Source organism: Mesorhizobium sp. M0048 (genome assembly GCF_040323405.1).
Classification (GTDB): domain Bacteria; phylum Pseudomonadota; class Alphaproteobacteria; order Rhizobiales; family Rhizobiaceae; genus Mesorhizobium.
This window is the reverse complement of record NZ_JAMYUV010000004.1, coordinates 205,986-223,434: the sequence shown is the minus strand read 5'-3', so window position 1 is coordinate 223,434 and position 17,449 is coordinate 205,986. Positions and strand designations below refer to the sequence as shown.

Genomic DNA, 17,449 nt, shown 5'->3' with positions numbered 1-17,449 from the left:
CGGTAGGCATTATATCTGAACACGCCGTCCCACAGGTGGAACACATGGATCTACTTGCCCTTGCTGATTTCAATCTGGTCGCCCGCCACGGGGGCTTCGGTAAGGCCGCCCGCGCTGCCGGGCGCCCGAAAGCCACCTTGTCCCGACGCGTGGCGGAGCTGGAGGCGAGTCTGGATCTACGGCTGTTTGAGCGTGGCGCGCGCGCGTTAAAGCTGACGGAAGAAGGACGCGCGCTTTTCGAGCGCGCGGGCCGGTTGCTTTCCGAGCTCGAAGAGACGACGGCGGCGATCGCCTCAGGCGGCGAAAGGCCGCGCGGCCGGTTGCGGATCAGCGCCCCATTGCTGTTCGCACAGACCGCCATGGGGAAGATCGCCGCCGGCTTCGCCCTGAAATACCCGGAGGTCAGGCTCGAGGTCACGACCGAAGACCGCGTCGTCGACATGATCGAAGAGGGATTTGACCTGGTGATCCGGGTCAATCCGGATCCGGATGAGAGCCTCGTTGGGCGAGCCTTTCTGCGTGATCGGCTGGTGGTCGTGGCAAGTCCTGACCTCGCCCAGCCGGCCGAAGGCCTGGCAACCCCGGCCGTCATGCGTTCGACAGACCGCAGGGCTTGGGACGTGAAGACGCCCACTGGCCGGTTAACAATCGCGATCGAGCCCGTCCTTGCGTTGTCGTCGCTCATCATGGTCCGGGATGCCGTGCGAGCGGGCGTCGGCGCGGGACGCCTTCCGGTGTCGCTAGTGAGCCATGATCTGGCGGACGGAACGCTGGTACTTTTGGGGGATGTCGAGGGACCCGACATCGCCCTGTGGACACTCTATCCCTCTCGGCGACTGCTGAGCGCGCGCGTCTCCGCATTCCTCGACCATCTGAAACGCGCCTTTCCCATGGGGACACCTGACGAGCTGGCCGCCTATATCGGCAAATGACTCCCAGGAAACTGGCTAACCAAGCTGATGCGTTACTCCATAAATCTCTCAGCGTTACTTCACATCCGAATTACGAAATTACGGTGACAGTGCACTTTTTGCGACGGCATTCAGGGCCTTTCCGCCGCAAATCTCGAATGCGCGTTTTTTAGCCTTCCCTGACCGGCAGCGCCTTTTCCCCGGAATCGACCGCCCTATTTCGCCTCGACAGGTGGGTGGCTGCTTGCTGGACGAGTCCTTGCGGCGAGTACGGCATGTGCTTCGAGGTACCCCACATGAACTTCCACGATCGGCACCTATTGAAGTTGCGGGTGAACGGAGAGGATCACAGCCTTTCCGATCTCGATACCCGCGTCACGCTGCTCGACCTGCTGCGCGAGCGGCTTCATCTGACCGGAACGAAAAAGGGATGCAATTTCGGCGAGTGCGGCGCCTGCACCGTGCATCTCGACGGGCGGCGTGTGAATGCCTGCATGATACTTGCCGTGTCCGCCGAGGGACGCGAGGTTACGACCATCGAAGGGCTGGCAGACGGCGATGCGCTTCATCCCGTGCAGCAGGCGTTCATCGATCATGATGGTTTTCAGTGCGGATTCTGCACGCCCGGCCAGGTGATGTCGGCGGCGGCGCTGATCGAGGAGGGACATACCGGCTCCGATGCCGAGATCCGCGAATGGATGAGCGGTAATCTGTGCCGCTGCTCGGCCTATCCGCAAATCGTCGAGGCGGTGCGCGCAGCCGCCGGGAGGGCGAGCCAATGACCCCATTCGTCTATGCACGCGCCGACAGCCTGGGCGACACGATCGCAGCCGGTGCCGCGCCGGACAGCGCCTTTCTCGCCGGCGGCACCGAATTGCTCAACTGGCTGCGCCTTGGCATTGCCGAGCCGACCCGGATCATCGACATCTCCCGCCTCGACGGGCTGGATCAGGTCGAACCACTGCCCGGCGGCGGCTTGACGATCGGCGCGCTGATGCATCTCAACGATGTCGCGCTGCATGCGTTGGTCGCGCGCGACTATCCGGTGTTGAGCCAGGCGATCCTCAACGCCGCATCGCCGCAGCTGAGAAACCTGGCAACGATAGGCGGCAATCTTCTGCAGAAGACGCGCTGTGCCTATTTTCGTGCCGAAGAGCAGTTGCCATGCAACAAGCGTCAGCTCGGCTCCGGCTGTTCGGCATTGCATGGCATCAACGACAATCACGCGATATTCGGCTGGACCGAGGATTGCGTCGCCACCCAGCCATCCGACCCGGCCGTGGCGCTGGCAGCACTTGATGCGGTCATCGTCACCGCGCACCGCAGCGGCGGCCGGCGCATTCCGGCAGCGGAATTCCACCTGCTTCCCGACACGCGGCCCGAGGCAGACAATGTGTTGCAGCAAGGCGAACTGATCACGGCAATCGAGCTGCCGGCGCCGGCGCCGCGATCTGCTTACCTCAAGGTGCGCGAGCGCGAATCCTACGAATACGCCATCGTCTCTGCCGCCGCTGTGCTGGAGATGGACGGCCAAACCATCCGTCGGGCGGCCCTGGCGCTGGGGTCCGTGGCGCTGCGACCGTGGCGGCTGAGCGCCGCCGAGGAGCAGCTCGCCGGTGCCGAAATCGGCGATCGCGAGGCGTTGAGCACCGCTATCGAGCAATCCTTCGCCCAAGCGCGTCCCTTGTCGCAGAACGCCTACAAGATCGAACTGGCCAAGACCGCCGCTTTGCGGGCGATCGAAAGAGCAGCGAGGATGCCGTCATGATGATCAGCCAGCCTGTTGCCCGCCCTGACGGCGGCGTCAAGGTCACCGGCCGCGCCCGCTATGCGGCCGACTATTTCGCCCCCGACCTGCTCTATGCGGTACTCGTGACCGCGCCCGTTCCGGCCGGCCGCGTGACGTCGATCATGGTCGACGACGCGCTCGCCGAGAAGGGCGTCGTGCGTGTGCTCACGCATGAGGACATGCCCAAATTCGGCCGGTTCGCATCGCCGAGGGCCGAGCCCGATACGCAGATGCAGCAGGCCGAAGGCCCACCGGCAGCGCAGAGCTTCATGCCCATGCAGGGCGACGAGATACGTCACGAGGGTCAGCCGCTTGCCATTGTGTTGGGCGAGACGCTGGAGGCGGCGGAGGCCGGTGCCCGCCACGTCGCATTGCGCTTCGAGTTCGCCGAGCCGGAATTGCCGGCACTGCCGGAGTGGACCGCCATCGACAAGGCTGCGGTCGTGCCGAGGGAGAGCGGCTTCCTGTTCCTGGAGCCGACATTTACCAAGGGCGACGTCGACCGCGGGCTTAGCGACGCAGCCGCCATGGTCGAAGCCGTCTACCTGCAGCCGTCGCGCCACCACAACGCCATGGAGCCCTCGGCGACGCTCGCTGAGTGGAACGACGGAGAGCTGACGCTGCACGACGCCACGCAACACGTCTATGGTGTCCGCCAGGTGCTTGCCGCCCGTTTGAATGTTCCCGCCGGGAAGGTCCGCGTGATTTCCCGCCATACCGGCGGCGGCTTCGGCGGCAAGGGTTGGATCTGGCCGCATCAGGTGCTGGCCGCCGCCGCGGCGCGCATCATGCAGCGCCCGGTCAGGCTGGCGCTGAGCCGCGCCAATGCCTATTCCTGCCTCGGCTACCAGCCGCGCATGGCACAGAAGATCGTGCTGGCAGCGGACAGGTCGGGCAAGCTGACCGCCGTGCAACAGGACGTGGTCAACCTGACCACCGTGAGCGACGATTTCGTCGAGTTCGCCACCGAAGCCTCGAAGGGTCTTTATGCCACGCCGGCCATGCGTCTCAGCCAGCGTGTCGAGCGCGCGAACGTCGCCATGCCGACGGCGCTGCGCGCGCCGGTCGAGGGTCCGGGTACCTGGGCCCTCGAAAGCGCGATGGACGAGCTCGCCCACCGCCTCGGCATCGATCCGCTCGACCTGCGTCTGATCAACCATGCGGACACGGATCCGGCCACCGGCCAGCCCTGGTCATCGAAGAAGCTGCGCGAGGCTTATGAGGAAGGCGCCCGCCTGTTCGGCTGGCGCGAGCGCCCGCGCAAGCCGCAACGCGATGGCGATTGGCTGATCGGCTACGGCATGGCGACCTGTACCATGGGCTGTTTCCGCCACCCGACGCCTGCAGCCGAGGTCAGGCTGCACAGGGACGGCAGAGTGCTCATCCGCACCGGCACCCAGGACATAGGGACCGGAACACTCACCATCTTTCCGCAGATCGCGGCCGATGTGCTGGGCCTGCCGATGGAGAAGATCGAGTTGGAAATGGGCGATACAGAGCTGCCGGAGGCGGGACCGACCTATGGCTCGTCATCGACCATGGGGGTGGGCGCGGCGGTGCTTGCCGCCGCCGAAGATGCGCGTTCGCAGCTTGCCCGTCTTGCCAATCTGCTGCCGGACGAGGTGGAGATGCAGGACGGCAAGATTCGGCGCAAAGGCGCTGCCGGCGGTCAGACGATCGCCGACGTTATGAGGCATACCGACATCGGCGAGATCATCGGCTCCGGCTCGTTCGATCCGGCGCAGCATGGCAAAGGCCTCGCCATGCGCACTTTCGGCGCGATTTTCATGGAGGTCGGCGTCGATCCGGGGCTCGGCCTGCTCAGGCTTCGTCGCGCCGTCGGCAGCTACAGCGCCGGCCGCATCGTCAATCCCCGCACCGCCCGCAGCCAGATGACGGGCGGCATCATCTGGGGCTGGGGCATGGCGGCGATGGAGCAGAGCAGGCACGAACCAGTGCTTGGGCGGTTCCTGTCGAAGAACCTTTCCGGGGTCGCCATTCCGGTCAATGCCGACATTCCCGGCGACATCATAATCCACTTCGTCGACGAGGTGGATGAGCATGCCAGCCCGATCGGCGGCAAGGGCATCGGCGAGCTCGGCGCCACCGGCGTTGCCGCTGCGGTGGCCAATGCCGTCTTCGACGCCACAGGCAAGCGGATCCGGGAGTTGCCGATCACGCCGGAAAAACTGCTGTAGAAGGACCGGCCCGCGCAAGCGTCTGCTCGACGAGGTTGAGGTAATAGCGCATCACCGTCGGCACGATCTCGTCGTTGAAGACGTAGCGGTCGCCATGCAGGCCTTCGCCCGGGCCGACCTCGCCGGCACCGATCCACGCATAACAGCCGCCGGCGTCGCGGATCATGAAAGCGAAATCCTCGCAGCCGAGACTGGGGCTGAACTCGGTCAAGACATTCTCCCGGCCGACGACGGAGGCCGCCGCCTCGACGGCGCGGGTCGTCGCGTCCGCCGTGTTGATCAGCGGCGGATGGCCCTTCCTGTAGTCGAGCCTGGCGTTGAGCGAATACGCGGCGGCAATGCCTTGTGCGATCTCCCCGATCAGCATCTCGCAGTGATCGGAAAGGCCGGGCTCGAAGAAGCGGCAGGTGCCTTGCAGCCAGACCTTGCCCGGCACGATGTTGCCGACATTGCCGCCATGGATCTGCGTGAGGCTGACGACAAGCGCGCTTTGCGGGTCGACCGAGCGGCTGACGATGCGCTGGACGGCTTGCACAAAGGCGCCGGCGGCCAGGATCGGGTCGTCGCCGAGCTGCGGCATCGCGGCATGCGCGCCAAGACCCTCGAAGATCAGTTCGAAATTATCCACGGCCGCCATTTGCGCACCAGCGCGGGCGGCGACCGTTCCCAGCCTGACGCCCGGCCAGTTGTGGACCGCATAGACCGCCTCGACCGGAAAGCGCTTGAACAAGCCGTCCTCGATCATGCGCATGCTGCCGCACTCGTTTTCCTCGGCCGGCTGAAAGATGAAAGTGACGGTGCCGTCGAAGGTGCGCGATTGACTGAGCAGTTTGGCGGCGCCGAGCAGCATGGCGGTGTGGCCGTCATGGCCGCAGGCGTGCATTACTCCTTCTTTCCTTGAGGCATAGGCCAAGCCGGTTTTCTCCAGCACCGGAAGCGCGTCGAGCTCGGCGCGAAGGCCGATGGCGCGTGCGCCGCCACCGCTGCGCAGGACACCGACGACGCCGGTGCCGCCGATCCCTTCATGCACCTCGTCGACGCCGAAGGAGCGCAGCTTCTCTGCAACGAAACGCGCCGTTTCGTATTCATTGAATCCGAGCTCCGGATTGGCATGGATATGGTGCCGCCAGCCTACGACCTCTGGTGTCAGGGCGGCGATGGGGTCATTATGCAGCATGATGCCTCCTTCACGCCGGCAAGGCGGCGCGCTTTGATCCTGCCAGCCATAGAAGGCCCGACGAAAAGCGTCTTGAACCGGATTGACCATGGCAAAGACAATCGAAGCGGCAGAGACCGGGAAATACTGGCGCCATCCGTGCTTCCCCGACCTGGGCCTGTTCAAGGCGCGCTTCACCCAGCACCGCTACGACCTGCACACGCACCCGACCTATGTGATCGCCCTGATCACCGCCGGCTGCGAGCGCATTCGCATCGGCCGTCAAAGCGTTCTCGCTCCGGCGGGCGCCATTGCCGTCGTCAATCCTGAAGAGTGGCATGACGGCGAACGCGGGGCGGATGAAGGCTGGGCCTACCGGACATTTTATCCTTCGGTGCCGATGATGACCGCGCTTACCCGCGAACTCGGCCGCGACGGCGCTCCGGCGTTTTCGCGCGCGACGATCGAAGACAGCAGTCTCGCCGCAGCATTGACGGCAGCGCACCAGGGCTCGACATCCCCGGACACAATGACGGCAGAGACGTCCCTGCTCGTGGCGCTTAGACAACTGATCGTTCGGCATGGCGACTCGAGCGGACCGGCCGAAGAGATCGAAAGCTGCGGATCGCAGCGAAGATTTTCGCTGTACCGCGATCTTGTCGAAAGCGAGCTTGGCTCGCAGCTCGACCTCAAGCGGCTTGCCGGCGCGGCTGGCGTGACCCGGTTCCAGGTCATCCGCGATTTCAACAAGGCAATTGGCCTGACGCCGGCGGCCTATATCCGCGACCGGCGATTGCGCCGGGCGAGCGCGCTGATCGAACAGGGATTTGGCCTCGCCGACGCCGCTATTACGGCGGATTTCGCCGACCAGAGCCATTTTTCCCGTACATTCCGGGCCATGCATGGTATGACGCCGGGCATGTTCAGAAGAGCGGGATAAGGCGCTCCTGAACAGACAACCTTGCGCCTCAAAGCTTGCTGCGCAATGCTGACGCAGTTCGGGGGGAATCATGCGAAAAATCTTGGCACCGACGCTGCTGCTCACGGCTGCACTGTTTGCAAACAGCGCCCAGGCGCTGGATGCCAGCGGGACGCCGGTTGTCGTAACCCCGCTTGCCTCTCGCACCGAGACCGCGTCCGGCCAGCCGATCACGCTGCCCCAGAAGAACGTCCAGGTCCTGGTCTCGGCCTATCAGATCGCGCCGGGCGCGACCTTGCCGGTCCACAAGCATCCGTTTCCGCGCTATGCCTATGTCGAGGCTGGCACGCTTCAGGTCACCAACGTCGAGACCGGCAAGAGCAACACCTATCAAACAGGTGATTTCATCATCGAGATGATCGGGCAATGGCATCAGGCGACCAATGTCGGCGCCGATCCGGTCAAGCTGCTGGTCATCGACCAGGTCGAAGAAGGCACCAAGAACACCGTGTTGCGCCAGTAGCTGCCACGTCTGAAAATGGCGTCCGGGGGCGGATCCAGCACAGCGCGCAACAGACGTCAGAACGCGAACCCCTCCGGCAAATTGTGATTCCAATAGCCTTCCTCGACAAGTTCACTTATGCGCCAGCCCTCGGACGTGCGTACGACGCGGTCTCGATACCAAAGCCCCTGGAAGAAGACCTGCCTTTTGCCTTCGCCGAGGTCGACCACCATCGGGCATGAACAATGCACGCGCGCGCTGGCCTCATCCCCTCGGAGGTCCAGAAGGATTGTCGAAATGGCGTGTTGCGAGATCAATATCTTCGAAAGGGCGCCTTTCATGTAAGCAACATGCTCATCCACACCGCTCCTGATTCCACCTGTTACAGTGTCGTCAAGCACGGCATCGAGTGTGAATATTTTGCGATAGGCGTCCCAGTCGCGATCGTCCACAGCGTAGCAATAGCGAACAAGCAGCTGTTCGATCTCGAGCCGATCCGAAACCTCTTGCAATGAAAGGGTCATGTCCCGTCTCCGCGGTTGGCGGCACTAATGCCGCATGCGCCAAGCCTGCCCCGACATTTCGATCAATATTCACGTTGCCGATGCTCCGAGCAACCTCGCCGCGCGACTGGGCATGCGCAAACCCGAACACTCATTTGGCCTCCGCCTTTACCCGGTCGGCCGCAGCGGCCAGAACGGCGCGATCCCCCTCTTCGTACAAGCGGCGGATGGAGATTGCCTTGACGCGCCAGCCTTCCGGCGTCCGCACCAGCCAGTGGAGATAGCTGCCACCGACCGTCCAGAACCGCCCGTGATCCAGTGGGCTGCGCGGACATGGCTGCGTGCAACCGCGTCATTGCCCGCGCCTTCGACAATGATGTTGGTGATGAGGTGCTGGGTGGCGTCGAAACGCGGCAGCAGTCCTTGCCACTGGGCGATCAGCGCGTCGCGGCCGCTGGTCGCGGCTTCGCCGCCGAAGAGGCTGGTATAGTCGGTCGTGACGGACAGCACTTAGTTGGCGGCATGGTGCGACCCTAGCTGCCGCTTGCTGATAGCTCGGGCAAGTCCGGATCTGGTGCTCGGCATACGGCACGATGAATGGCCCGGTTTGGCCTTTGCGGACATCAACGCGGATACAAGAAAGCCGTCTTAGGTCTCCGACGCCATTTCTTTTGCCAATTCGCCGATCATCGAACGCAACCACCTGTGGGCTGGGTCGTGGCGGTAGCGAATGTGCCAAGCCATCTGCACTGGAAAAGTGCCGAGGTCGACGGGCGGCGGTAGTATCTTCAGGCGCGGATCCCTCTCAAGGCTGCGGCAGATCAGTCTCGGCAGCGTTGCGCAGTAATCCGTGACGGCAAGCATCTCTGGCACGGCCAGGAAGTGCGTGACAGAAAGGGCAATCTCTCGCTTGAGGTTTTGTTGCTCCAATGCCTGGAAGAGGCCCGCCCGCAGCCGGCCCGGCGGGAGCACGTTCACGTGCTTGAGCCTTTCATACTGTTCTCGGGAAATATGGTCTCGAACGTCGGGATGATCCTTGCGCACCGCGCAGGCGAGCCCATCGTCCATAAGATGCTGGACGACAAGATTGCCCGGCGGATCGACGATCCGGCCAATCACCATGGCCGTGGTACCGGAAATGACGCCGGTCTCGGCGAGATCGTTGCCAAATGCTGTCATGCGGAGCTTGATACCAGGCGCCAGCTCACGCGTCCTCGCGACGAGGGCCGGCATCAACACAAGCTCCACGTAACTGTTGGGGGCAAGCGTGAACAGCCGTTCGGCCTTTGCTGGCTGAAATTCCTGCTGGTTCAAATGAGATCGTCCAGTTGCGCCAGCGCTGCTTCGATCGTCGGAGCGATCTCCTCAGCCAATTGCGTCGGCTTTATGCCATACCTTTCCCGGATGAATAGCGGATCCCGGAGGGTGTCGCGCAGGCGGTTCAACGAATTGGACAGCGCCGGCTGGGTGATGCCCAGTCGCGCTGCTGCCCGTGTCACGCTCCGCTCTTCCATCAGGGCGAGGAAAACCGGGAGCAGGTTCAGATCGTATCTCATCGAGATATAATCTGACATGAATATATAAAATAAATGAAATAAATTTCTGAAATACATGGGCAGGTGCCATTATCCGTGCATCGACAGGCCGACGCGGCCGATCGAGCTCCAAATCAACCAACTACGACGCCTCATTGGCGCGGCATCACCTGAGAAAAGGATCCGACAATGAAAGTCCTGATGGTACTCACCTCCCACGACACTCTCGGTAACACCGGCAAGAAGACCGGCTTCTGGCTCGAGGAACTGGCAGCCCCCTACTACGTCTTCAAGGACGCTGGCGCCGAGATCACCCTCGCCTCGCCGAAGGGCGGCCAGCCGCCTCTCGATCCGAAAAGCGACGAGCCTATGTTCCAGACCGACCTTACACGGCGCTTCAGTGCTGACGATGTTGCCAAGGCGCAGCTCGCAGAAACCGTGCGCCTGGACAGTGTCGACCAGAAGGACTTCGACACGGTCTTCTACCCCGGCGGCCACGGCCCGTTGTGGGATTTGGCCGAAGATCCGAATTCGATCAAGCTGATCGGATCCTTCATCGCGGCCGGCAAGCCGATCGCCCTCGTTTGCCACGCACCGGGCGTTCTGCATCGCGTGACCAGTCCCGACGGCACGCCGTTTGTGCAGGGACGCTACGTCACCGGCTTCACCAATAGCGAGGAGGAGACCGTAGGTCTCACGAATGTCGTGCCGTTCTTGGTCGAGGACGAGCTGATCAGCCTCGGCGCGGTTTTCTCCAAGGTCAAGGACTGGGGCGTCCACACAGTCGTCGATGGCCAGCTTATCACGGGTCAGAACCCAGCATCATCGAGCGAGGCAGCTGAGGCGCTGCTAGGCGCTTTGAGCCAGAGGAAGAGCAAGACCGCCTGAGCGGTCTGGAACAACCGTGATCTGCCGACGGCTCGCGTCGGCGGATCAACTTCAGAACCCGCTACAGTCTCAAGCCGATCCGAAACGTCTTGCAGTGAAAGGGTCATGTCTCGTGTCCGCGGTTGGCGGCACTAATGCCGCATGCGCCAAGCCTGCCCCGACATTTTCGATCAATATTCACGTTGCCGATGCTCCGAGCAACCTCGCCGCGTGGCTGGGCATGCGCAAACCCGAACACTCATTTGGCCTCCGCCTTTACCCGGTCGGCCGCAGCGGCCAGAACGGCGCGATCCCCCTCTTCGTACAAGCGGCGGATGGAGATTGCCTTGACGCGCCAGCCTTCCGGCCCCCGCACCAGCCGGTGGAGATAGCGGCCGCCGACCGTCCAGAAACGCCCGCCGATCCAGTGGGTTGCGCGGACATGGCTGCGCGCAACCGCGTCATTGCCTGCGCCTTCGACAATGATGTTGGTGATGAGGTGCTGGGTGGCGTCGAAGCCTGGAAGCAGTCCTTGCCACTGCGCGATCAGCGCGTCTCGGCCGCTGGTCGCGGCTGCGCCGCCGAAGAGGCTGGTATAGTCGGTCGTGACGCGGGCCGCGAAATAGGATTTGACCCGGTTCCAATCACGCAGATCGGCATACAGCCCGATCCCCGCCACTGCCTCGGCGATGGCCATCCTGTCTTCAACCATCAGCGCAGCTCCCGAGGCGCTCGAAACGGACGCCGAGACGGCGGAAATCATCGCGGCGGAAACCGCCGCGGCCAGGATATGCCGGCGGGTGACGACGCTCATTGTCCCGCCTCCCCCGCACTGCCCAGTGTCGCGCGGAAGTGCGCGGCGACGGCGTCGCTCGCCGCCTTCACCGGCGCGGCGCGATCGTAGAAATCGAATTGGGTGACGTTGTCGAGCCACAGCTCCTGCCTGGAACTGGTCAGCCGCGCGTAGAACTTGTGCGCACCCTGCGGAATGGCAGCCGCCTCGCTATGCACCATCAGAAAGGGCTGGTGCAGGCGCGGGGCAGCCTGGATGGCGTCGAACCTCAGCCAGCCGCGCCAGAAGGCCGGATCGGCCTCGTTACGCCAGGCCGGGATCATGCCGCGATCGGGTTCGGTGTAATAAGGCACCTTGAACATGATCGCGCGATCGTCGCTCAAGCTGGCGGCCGGCAGCAACGCCTGTCTGCCGGTGCGGCGATACGCGGCCTCTGCCGCATCGCTCGCGGCCTCAAGCCTGGCGACGCCTTCCTTGCCGCCATAGGTCTGCTCGACCACTTCGGCATCCTGCAACCAGGGCGCGACGAGAGCGACCGACTTGATCGCGGTATCTTCGGCGGCGGCAGTGACCATGTAGCCGGAGCTGGCGCAAATGCCGAGGCCGCCGATGCGGTCCTGATCGGTCTCGGGCCGGGTCGCGAGATAGGCGACCGCCGCTTCTATGTCGGCGATCTTGGCCTTAGGATCCTCGTACTGGCGGCGTATGCCGCCGCTTTCGCCCCAACCGCGAAAATCGAAGGTCAGGGCGACGAACCCGCGATCCGCCATCTCGCGGGCGTAGCGGGCCGGCATCTGTTCCTTCACCGTCATCCAGGCGCCGGTCACGACCAGCGCGGGCCGAGGTTTTGCCGCGTCCAGATCCTCCGGCAGATAGAGTTCGCCGACGATCTGCTCACCGTGCGAGGAGAATGTGACGCGCTCGACGCGCGGTGCGGCGGCGGCATTGGACGCGGCGAGCGCTACGGCGGTTGCTGCAGCAAATGTCAGGGCTTTAAACATTGCAAGTCTCCTTTAGCTTGGAGTGAGAACCGCGGCGTTGCGAAAAAGACCGCCGTCTCAGCGCTCGCCAGCAAGTCGGCCGGGCAATGGCTTCAGCAGGTAATGCGCCCAGTAGAAGGCGTCCGACTGGTACATGTCGGTCAAAAAATTCTGTGCCTCGGTGATCTTGCCGTCCTTGATGCGGAACATCAGGGCGTAGAGCTGGTCGATCTCGGGACCCGAGCCGACATTCGACCAGCCGCGATGGACATCGACGACAAGGTCGCCTTGCGCCTGGAAGAAGATCGGCTCGGCCTTGAATTTGCCGTCGGCCAAGCCGCGGAAGAAGGCGACCACCTCGTCCGGCCCGCGCTTGTCGCCGGCAAGCGGATGATGGCCGGGAATGCGCCACACGATGTCGGGTGCGAGGAAGGGCCGGACGGCCTCGGGATTCCCGGTCGCATAAGCGGCGTAGTAGTCCTTGACGAGTTGGATGTTGCTGTCTTCCAGCGGGCCGCCATTCGCCGGGGCGGCAGACACCGCCAGAAGAGCGGCGGCGGCGAGCGAAGCAAGCCTGGTCATCGGTCCTGTTTCCTTCCCTGTTCGAGCCGTTCCCAACACCGAGGCCCGTTCGTCGGATTCAACATGACGCCTTTTGTTCACCGGAAAAACCAGTAGAATTCGACAGGGCTATTTGGAAAATCCTTACAATGCGCCTCGACCAGTTCAGCGGCATCGTCGCTTTCGTAAAAGTTTCGGAGGCCAAAAGCTTCACCCGCGCCGCCGCCGAGCTCGGCGTCGCTCCGGCCTCGTTGAGCGAGGCGGTCAAGGGGCTCGAGGAGCGTCTGGGGGTGCGGCTGCTCAATCGGACGACTCGCAGCGTTGGCTTGACCGAAGCTGGCGCTCAATACCTCGACCACGTGCGCCCGGCAGCCGAAGATATCCAGGCGGCTGGTGCGGCACTGCGCGAAGCTCGCGACCGTCCCGCCGGCACGCTGCGCCTCAGCCTGCCCTGGATCGCCGCCCCGCTGCTGATCGAGCCACTGATGCGGCCGTTCATGGATGCTTATCCCGAAGTGCGGCTTAGTCTGATTTTCGACGACAGCTTCGTAGACATCGCCGCCGAGGGCTTCGACGCCGGTCTGCGCATCGGCGAGCTTCTCGACAAAGACATGATCGGCGCGCGTCTGGGCGGGCCCTTGCAGATGGTCGTGGTGGGCAGCCCGGACTATCTGGCGCGCAATGGTACGCCGAAGCGGCCGGCCGACCTCGCCGCCCATCGCTGCATCGCATTCGCCCTCACCCGCGCGATTTCGCCATGGGAGTTCATCGTGGAGGGACGCGAAGTCGCATTCACGCCGGACGCATATCTGGTCGCGAACACGCTTCCGCTGTGCATTACCGCCGCCGCGCAAGGGCTTGGCCTCGCCTTCGCGGTCGAGGGCCTCGCCGCGCCGCTTCTTGCCTCAGGCGCGCTGGTCAAGGTGCTGGAGCCTTTCTGTCCCGCTTACGAGCCGCTCCACCTCTATTATCCCAGCCGCCGCCTCGTACCGCCGAAGCTGCGGGCCTTCATCGACTTCGTGCGCGCGAACGCTCACAAGCTGCGTATCTGATGTGACCTTTCGAGAACCCGGCCCCGTTCAGCCCCAGGCGCCGATCATCTGCCTGGTAGTTGCGTTGAGCCGGTTGAATGCGTTGATCAGGGCAATCTGGATGACCAGGGCGGCAAGGGCCTTTTCGGCACCGGATCCGGCCGGTCAGCCAACCGGGTTGCCGCCTCGGTCAGCGCCAGTGCGGCGCGCTCGGCGTCGGTGAAGTAAGGTGTTTCCCGCCAGGCGGACACGGTGAAGACGCGCTCGTCCTTTTCACCGGCCTTCTTCAATTCTGGCGCATGCATATCGATACAGACGCTGCATCCGTTGATCTGGCTGGCGCGCAAATGGACGAGCTTGCGCGTCACATAGGACAGATCGGCCGTTTCCGTCGACTTGTCCAGCGCGAGCAGCGCCTGCCGGGCCCGGGGAATGAGCATCACATCCGGGGTCTCGACATCCTTGGCTCTGTCAGTTCGCCGGCCGCCGCGTTGCGGCGAGCGCAGGGATCTTCAGCTTTGCGAGGCAGTCACCTGCTCAAGCCGCTCGAGAATGCGCGGCCAGCCGCTTCCCATTCCGACGTACCCGCGCTCGTCCTCGGCCCGGAACCCGGAATGCTCCATGCGCACCCGGGTCGCCGTACCTTCGGGCGTCAATGACCATGTCACGACGGTCTTCAGACCGCTGTCGGATTCGGTGCCGTCGCCCCAGCTGTAGGCGAGTAGGCGCGGCGGCTCGATCTTCAGCACCTCGCAGTTCGTCACGCCGGACCAGCCCGGTACAGGCGTCGCGCGAAAGGTGAAGCGATGGCCTTGCACAGGCGCAAAGTCGTTCTTCATCAGCCATTCGGCAACCAGATGCGGCACGGTCAGTGCGCGCCATATCTTTTCAGCCGCGTGCGGTATGAGACGCTCGACGACAATGGATTTGGTTTCGACTGTAGTTGCTCCAGTCATAACTTCGGACCCGTTGTTTGGGGTTTGGCTGGTCTGTTCACCAACGCGCTCTCCACGAGAACCAATAACCCAGCAGCTATCGTTTACGCATAACTCTGAAGTTATGAATGTGTCAAGCGGCGGAATGGCAGGCGCAAGCACATTGAGCCAACAGTTCCGGCTTTCATCGCACTAGGCCCGATGCTACCGCTGGCCAGCTGAAATCATGAATGGATCCCCCATGCCCGAGACCGAACGCCCTCGCCTGCCGCTGATCGAGATCTGCGTCGAAGGCATAGACGGCCTGCTGGCCGCGCAAGCCGCTGGCGCCGACCGTGTCGAGCTCTGTGCCAGCCTGATCGAAGGCGGCATCACACCGAGCTTCGGCACGGTGCGCACGGCGCTCGAGCTGGCGACGATCCCGTTCCACGTCATCGTGCGGCCGCGCGGCGGTGATTTTCTCTATAGCGAAGCCGAATATCGTTCGATGCTCGCCGATGTCCACGCGCTTGCCGACACCGACGTCGCCGGTGTCGTTATCGGCTGCCTTAATGCCGACGGCACGATCGATGAACAGCGCATGAGCGAACTGGTGCAGGCGGCGGGGCGATTGAACGTCACCTGCCACCGCGCCTTCGACATGACGCGCGACCCGACAGAGGCGCTGGAGACACTGATCCGCTGCAAGGTCGGCCGCGTGCTGACCAGCGGCCAGCGCGACACGGCGCTCGAGGGCGCTGACCTGCTCGCCGATCTTGTCAGGCAGGCCGGCGACCGCATCATCATCCTCGGCTGCGGCGGGCTTGACCCAGAGAACATCGGCAAGGTGCGGAGGAAAACCGGGTTGAGCGAAATGCATTTCGCCGCGCTCAAGGAGGTGCCGAGTGCTATGCGTTACCGCAACCCAAGGGTCGGCATGGGCGGCACCGATCTCGACCGCGAATACCGCAACACCGGGACCGACGAGGCGATGGTGGCGGCGACCATCGCCGCCGTCCGGACATGATCCCGGAAGACAGAAAAAACATGATCGAAACGCGTTTGCCGATCGAGCGGGTTTCGCCGCGTGATGAGCCGGCCGTCCTCGCGCTCAACAACGAGCACGCCGCCGAATTGTCGTGGCTCGAACCCGAGCGCCTTTCCTTCCTGCTCGGCGAAGCGTTTTACGCGCGCCGTATCGGTTCGCTCGAAGCCTTCATCATGACCTTCGACCAGGACGCCAGCTACGATAGCCCGAACTTCCTGTGGTTTCGCGATCGTTACCCGCGGTTCGTCTATGTCGATCGCGTCGTGGTCGCCGCTGCAGCGCGCGGGCGCGGCCATGCCCGCCGGCTGTATGAGGATCTGTTCGAGCAGGCGTCACGCGCCAGCCAGGCGATCGTCACCTGCGAAGTCAATGCCGAGCCGCCCAATCCGGCTTCGGACGCCTTCCATGCCGCACTCGGCTTTGCGGAAGTGGGCGACGCGGTAATCCACGGTGGCAGGAAAGCCGTGCGGTATTATGCAAGGCGGATCGCCGGCTAAAACGGCGGGCGCCGTTCGCCCTACCAATTGCGGTTCAGCCAGGAGCGGGCCGGCCTTTCGATGATGTAGTAGCTGCACAGCGCGCAAGCGAACGCCGCCGCCAGCATCAGCCACGGCGAACTGCCTTGTATGTCGACGAATTGATAAAAGGGCTGCTGCCACAGATAGAGCGAATACGACCACAGCCCCAGCATCGTCATTGGCAGGGACGACAGAAACCTGGTCAGGTAGCGGCTGCTGAAGTCGAGCAAATTGACGGCGAGCGCCAGCAGCGGCACCGCGACCAGATAGTGAATGGGGGTTGGCACGGCAGCCATGAAAAGGAGCACAGCCACGACTGTGGCCGCCAGGGCAACATGCGGCCCCTTGAGCAGCGCCGGCAGCCTGTCGTCGGCCTTGAGCAGGCATAACACCGTCGACAGCAGGATCGAGGCGATGTGCACGTCAGTGCGCCAATAGGTGCCCTCGTAGCCTATTGCGAGCACCCAGTAGGAGATGGCGCCGTTCGCCATGGCCAGCAGCGACAAAGCGCCGAGCAGCATGATGACGCGGGACCGTCCCCGGACGACGACGCTGATCAGAGCCAGAATGATATACGCATGCTCTTCGACGCAGAGCGACCAGATATGGTCGAGCGCGCCGGCGCGGGTAACGAGAACTCCGGCGTAATTGTAGGTGAACGTCAGCGCCGTCAGCGCCGCCTTCCACTTGAAGGCGATGAACGTGCCGGACAAGGCGATCATCGCGACGACGACGAAAACCAGCAGTGCCGGATAGATGCGGGAGAACCGGCGCTTGAAGAATTTCTTCAGCGGATAGTATTCGACGAACAGGATCTCGGCCATCAGCCGGCCGCTGAGCACGAAGAAGAATTCGACGCCCAGGACGCCGAGATTGATGCCGGGGACGGGGAAGAAATGGCCGATCAGCACCAGCGCGATCGACAGGCCGCGCCAGCCGTCGAGATAGGCAAGCCTCGCCCTTGACGATGTGTCGGCGACAGGCCTGGCCACGACAAGACGCGTCGCGGAGATGTCCGTCATGCCGGTCCCCTCTGCAAAAGGCGGGCTCAAGGCCGCATTCTCAGCTATATTGCAGTGCACTACAACTTTGTGCAAGTGCGAGATAACGACACGCCCGACGGGACGCACACCTTCCGTCCGTCAGCGGCTGCGCTGACGCCGTCAAACGGTAGAAACTTCAAATCCATCATGTTGGCTCATTGCCAAAGCGCCGCTTCAAGAC

The 17,449-nt window shown here is 63.5% G+C and carries 18 protein-coding genes and 2 pseudogenes; 10 read left to right on the top strand and 10 right to left on the bottom strand.

Features of this window, described 5'->3' with window-relative positions:
* Window positions 1-44 precede the first annotated feature (44 nt).
* The 4 genes from NKJ84_RS06605 to NKJ84_RS06590 all read left to right on the top strand — a co-directional run bounded on the left by NKJ84_RS06605 (window position 45) and on the right by NKJ84_RS06590 (window position 4,898).
* Window positions 45-932: a LysR family transcriptional regulator gene (locus NKJ84_RS06605; protein ID WP_352477699.1), complete on the top strand. Its 888-nt coding sequence runs from the start codon at window positions 45-47 to the stop codon at window positions 930-932.
* A 275-nt stretch (window positions 933-1,207) separates the two neighbouring features.
* Window positions 1,208-1,693 (top strand): (2Fe-2S)-binding protein, encoded by a 486-nt coding sequence (locus tag NKJ84_RS06600; RefSeq protein ID WP_352505823.1) that lies wholly within the window; start codon window positions 1,208-1,210, stop codon window positions 1,691-1,693.
* On the top strand, window positions 1,690-2,679 hold the full coding sequence (locus NKJ84_RS06595) for an FAD binding domain-containing protein (protein WP_352505822.1): 990 nt from the start codon (window positions 1,690-1,692) through the stop codon (window positions 2,677-2,679). Before NKJ84_RS06600 ends, NKJ84_RS06595 begins: the two co-directional genes overlap by 4 nt.
* The gene (locus NKJ84_RS06590) at window positions 2,676-4,898 is read left to right on the top strand and encodes a xanthine dehydrogenase family protein molybdopterin-binding subunit (RefSeq protein ID WP_352505821.1); all 2,223 of its coding nucleotides are present in this window, start codon (window positions 2,676-2,678) and stop codon (window positions 4,896-4,898) included. The genes NKJ84_RS06595 and NKJ84_RS06590 overlap by 4 nt, the downstream gene beginning before the upstream one ends.
* Here NKJ84_RS06590 and NKJ84_RS06585 read toward each other — a convergent pair.
* Window positions 4,876-6,075 (bottom strand): amidohydrolase, encoded by a 1,200-nt coding sequence (locus NKJ84_RS06585; protein ID WP_352505820.1) that lies wholly within the window; start codon window positions 6,073-6,075, stop codon window positions 4,876-4,878. The two genes, NKJ84_RS06590 and NKJ84_RS06585, sit on opposite strands and share 23 nt — an antisense overlap.
* Window positions 6,076-6,163: 88 nt before the next feature.
* Between NKJ84_RS06585 and NKJ84_RS06580 the strand changes: the two genes are divergently transcribed.
* Together NKJ84_RS06580 and NKJ84_RS06575 are read left to right on the top strand one after the other, a co-directional pair.
* Complete coding sequence (locus NKJ84_RS06580) at window positions 6,164-6,994, top strand: helix-turn-helix transcriptional regulator (RefSeq protein ID WP_352505819.1); 831 nt, start codon at window positions 6,164-6,166, stop codon at window positions 6,992-6,994.
* A 70-nt stretch (window positions 6,995-7,064) separates the two neighbouring features.
* Window positions 7,065-7,496, top strand: coding sequence for a cupin domain-containing protein (locus tag NKJ84_RS06575; RefSeq protein WP_352477692.1), 432 nt, complete (start codon window positions 7,065-7,067; stop codon window positions 7,494-7,496).
* A gap of 56 nt (window positions 7,497-7,552) precedes the next feature.
* Here NKJ84_RS06575 and NKJ84_RS06570 read toward each other — a convergent pair whose 3' ends face one another.
* The 3 genes and pseudogenes from NKJ84_RS06570 to NKJ84_RS06560 all read right to left on the bottom strand — a co-directional run bounded on the left by NKJ84_RS06570 (window position 7,553) and on the right by NKJ84_RS06560 (window position 9,534).
* The gene (locus tag NKJ84_RS06570) at window positions 7,553-7,999 is read right to left on the bottom strand and encodes a nuclear transport factor 2 family protein (RefSeq protein WP_352505818.1); all 447 of its coding nucleotides are present in this window, start codon (window positions 7,997-7,999) and stop codon (window positions 7,553-7,555) included.
* 147 nt (window positions 8,000-8,146) lie between these two features.
* Window positions 8,147-8,488, bottom strand: coding sequence for a nuclear transport factor 2 family protein (locus NKJ84_RS06565; protein WP_352505816.1), 342 nt, complete (start codon window positions 8,486-8,488; stop codon window positions 8,147-8,149).
* Window positions 8,489-8,626: 138 nt separating this feature from the next.
* A pseudogene (locus tag NKJ84_RS06560) lies at window positions 8,627-9,534 on the bottom strand (LysR family transcriptional regulator).
* Between the two features lie 168 nt (window positions 9,535-9,702).
* Between NKJ84_RS06560 and NKJ84_RS06555 the strand changes: the two are divergent.
* The gene (locus NKJ84_RS06555; protein ID WP_254818257.1) at window positions 9,703-10,401 is read left to right on the top strand and encodes a type 1 glutamine amidotransferase domain-containing protein; all 699 of its coding nucleotides are present in this window, start codon (window positions 9,703-9,705) and stop codon (window positions 10,399-10,401) included.
* Window positions 10,402-10,639: 238 nt separating this feature from the next.
* Here the strand turns inward: NKJ84_RS06555 and NKJ84_RS06550 are convergent, their stop codons facing one another.
* The 3 genes from NKJ84_RS06550 to NKJ84_RS06540 are packed head-to-tail and all read right to left on the bottom strand — an operon-like array spanning window position 10,640 to window position 12,735.
* The gene (locus NKJ84_RS06550) at window positions 10,640-11,194 is read right to left on the bottom strand and encodes a nuclear transport factor 2 family protein (protein ID WP_352505815.1); all 555 of its coding nucleotides are present in this window, start codon (window positions 11,192-11,194) and stop codon (window positions 10,640-10,642) included.
* Entirely contained in the window at window positions 11,191-12,174 is a 984-nt protein-coding gene (locus NKJ84_RS06545; RefSeq protein WP_352505814.1) for an alpha/beta hydrolase, read from the bottom strand. Before NKJ84_RS06545 ends, NKJ84_RS06550 begins: the two co-directional genes overlap by 4 nt.
* Window positions 12,175-12,231: 57 nt before the next feature.
* The gene (locus NKJ84_RS06540) at window positions 12,232-12,735 is read right to left on the bottom strand and encodes a nuclear transport factor 2 family protein (protein WP_352505813.1); all 504 of its coding nucleotides are present in this window, start codon (window positions 12,733-12,735) and stop codon (window positions 12,232-12,234) included.
* Window positions 12,736-12,863: 128 nt separating this feature from the next.
* Here NKJ84_RS06540 and NKJ84_RS06535 point away from each other — a divergent pair, with 128 nt between their 5' ends.
* Window positions 12,864-13,766 (top strand): LysR family transcriptional regulator, encoded by a 903-nt coding sequence (locus NKJ84_RS06535; RefSeq protein WP_352505812.1) that lies wholly within the window; start codon window positions 12,864-12,866, stop codon window positions 13,764-13,766.
* A gap of 27 nt (window positions 13,767-13,793) precedes the next feature.
* Here the strand turns inward: NKJ84_RS06535 and NKJ84_RS06530 are convergent.
* A pseudogene (locus NKJ84_RS06530) lies at window positions 13,794-14,185 on the bottom strand (carboxymuconolactone decarboxylase family protein).
* 72 nt (window positions 14,186-14,257) lie between these two features.
* On the bottom strand, window positions 14,258-14,701 hold the full coding sequence (locus NKJ84_RS06525) for an SRPBCC family protein (RefSeq protein ID WP_254818252.1): 444 nt from the start codon (window positions 14,699-14,701) through the stop codon (window positions 14,258-14,260).
* 220 nt (window positions 14,702-14,921) lie between these two features.
* Between NKJ84_RS06525 and NKJ84_RS06520 the strand changes: the two genes are divergently transcribed.
* The gene (locus NKJ84_RS06520; RefSeq protein ID WP_352505811.1) at window positions 14,922-15,686 is read left to right on the top strand and encodes a copper homeostasis protein CutC; all 765 of its coding nucleotides are present in this window, start codon (window positions 14,922-14,924) and stop codon (window positions 15,684-15,686) included.
* 20 nt (window positions 15,687-15,706) lie between these two features.
* Complete coding sequence (locus NKJ84_RS06515) at window positions 15,707-16,204, top strand: GNAT family N-acetyltransferase (protein WP_352505810.1); 498 nt, start codon at window positions 15,707-15,709, stop codon at window positions 16,202-16,204.
* Window positions 16,205-16,224: 20 nt separating this feature from the next.
* Here NKJ84_RS06515 and NKJ84_RS06510 read toward each other — a convergent pair whose 3' ends face one another.
* Window positions 16,225-17,247: an acyltransferase family protein gene (locus NKJ84_RS06510; protein ID WP_352505809.1), complete on the bottom strand. Its 1,023-nt coding sequence runs from the start codon at window positions 17,245-17,247 to the stop codon at window positions 16,225-16,227.
* Between the last annotated feature and the right edge of the window lie 202 nt (window positions 17,248-17,449).

Excerpts from the sequence above, each read along its gene's own strand:
- NKJ84_RS06605 (WP_352477699.1), top strand. The coding sequence starts at position 45 with ATGGATCTACTTGCCCTTGCTGATTTCAATCTGGTCGCCCGCCACGGG.
- NKJ84_RS06600 (WP_352505823.1), top strand. The coding sequence starts at position 1,208 with ATGAACTTCCACGATCGGCACCTATTGAAGTTGCGGGTGAACGGAGAG.
- NKJ84_RS06595 (WP_352505822.1), top strand. The coding sequence starts at position 1,690 with ATGACCCCATTCGTCTATGCACGCGCCGACAGCCTGGGCGACACGATC.
- NKJ84_RS06590 (WP_352505821.1), top strand. The coding sequence starts at position 2,676 with ATGATGATCAGCCAGCCTGTTGCCCGCCCTGACGGCGGCGTCAAGGTC.
- NKJ84_RS06585 (WP_352505820.1), bottom strand. The coding sequence starts at position 6,075 with ATGCTGCATAATGACCCCATCGCCGCCCTGACACCAGAGGTCGTAGGC.
- NKJ84_RS06580 (WP_352505819.1), top strand. The coding sequence starts at position 6,164 with ATGGCAAAGACAATCGAAGCGGCAGAGACCGGGAAATACTGGCGCCAT.
- NKJ84_RS06575 (WP_352477692.1), top strand. The coding sequence starts at position 7,065 with ATGCGAAAAATCTTGGCACCGACGCTGCTGCTCACGGCTGCACTGTTT.
- NKJ84_RS06570 (WP_352505818.1), bottom strand. The coding sequence starts at position 7,999 with ATGACCCTTTCATTGCAAGAGGTTTCGGATCGGCTCGAGATCGAACAG.
- NKJ84_RS06555 (WP_254818257.1), top strand. The coding sequence starts at position 9,703 with ATGAAAGTCCTGATGGTACTCACCTCCCACGACACTCTCGGTAACACC.
- NKJ84_RS06550 (WP_352505815.1), bottom strand. The coding sequence starts at position 11,194 with ATGAGCGTCGTCACCCGCCGGCATATCCTGGCCGCGGCGGTTTCCGCC.
- NKJ84_RS06545 (WP_352505814.1), bottom strand. The coding sequence starts at position 12,174 with ATGTTTAAAGCCCTGACATTTGCTGCAGCAACCGCCGTAGCGCTCGCC.
- NKJ84_RS06540 (WP_352505813.1), bottom strand. The coding sequence starts at position 12,735 with ATGACCAGGCTTGCTTCGCTCGCCGCCGCCGCTCTTCTGGCGGTGTCT.
- NKJ84_RS06535 (WP_352505812.1), top strand. The coding sequence starts at position 12,864 with ATGCGCCTCGACCAGTTCAGCGGCATCGTCGCTTTCGTAAAAGTTTCG.
- NKJ84_RS06525 (WP_254818252.1), bottom strand. The coding sequence starts at position 14,701 with ATGACTGGAGCAACTACAGTCGAAACCAAATCCATTGTCGTCGAGCGT.
- NKJ84_RS06520 (WP_352505811.1), top strand. The coding sequence starts at position 14,922 with ATGCCCGAGACCGAACGCCCTCGCCTGCCGCTGATCGAGATCTGCGTC.
- NKJ84_RS06515 (WP_352505810.1), top strand. The coding sequence starts at position 15,707 with ATGATCGAAACGCGTTTGCCGATCGAGCGGGTTTCGCCGCGTGATGAG.
- NKJ84_RS06510 (WP_352505809.1), bottom strand. The coding sequence starts at position 17,247 with ATGACGGACATCTCCGCGACGCGTCTTGTCGTGGCCAGGCCTGTCGCC.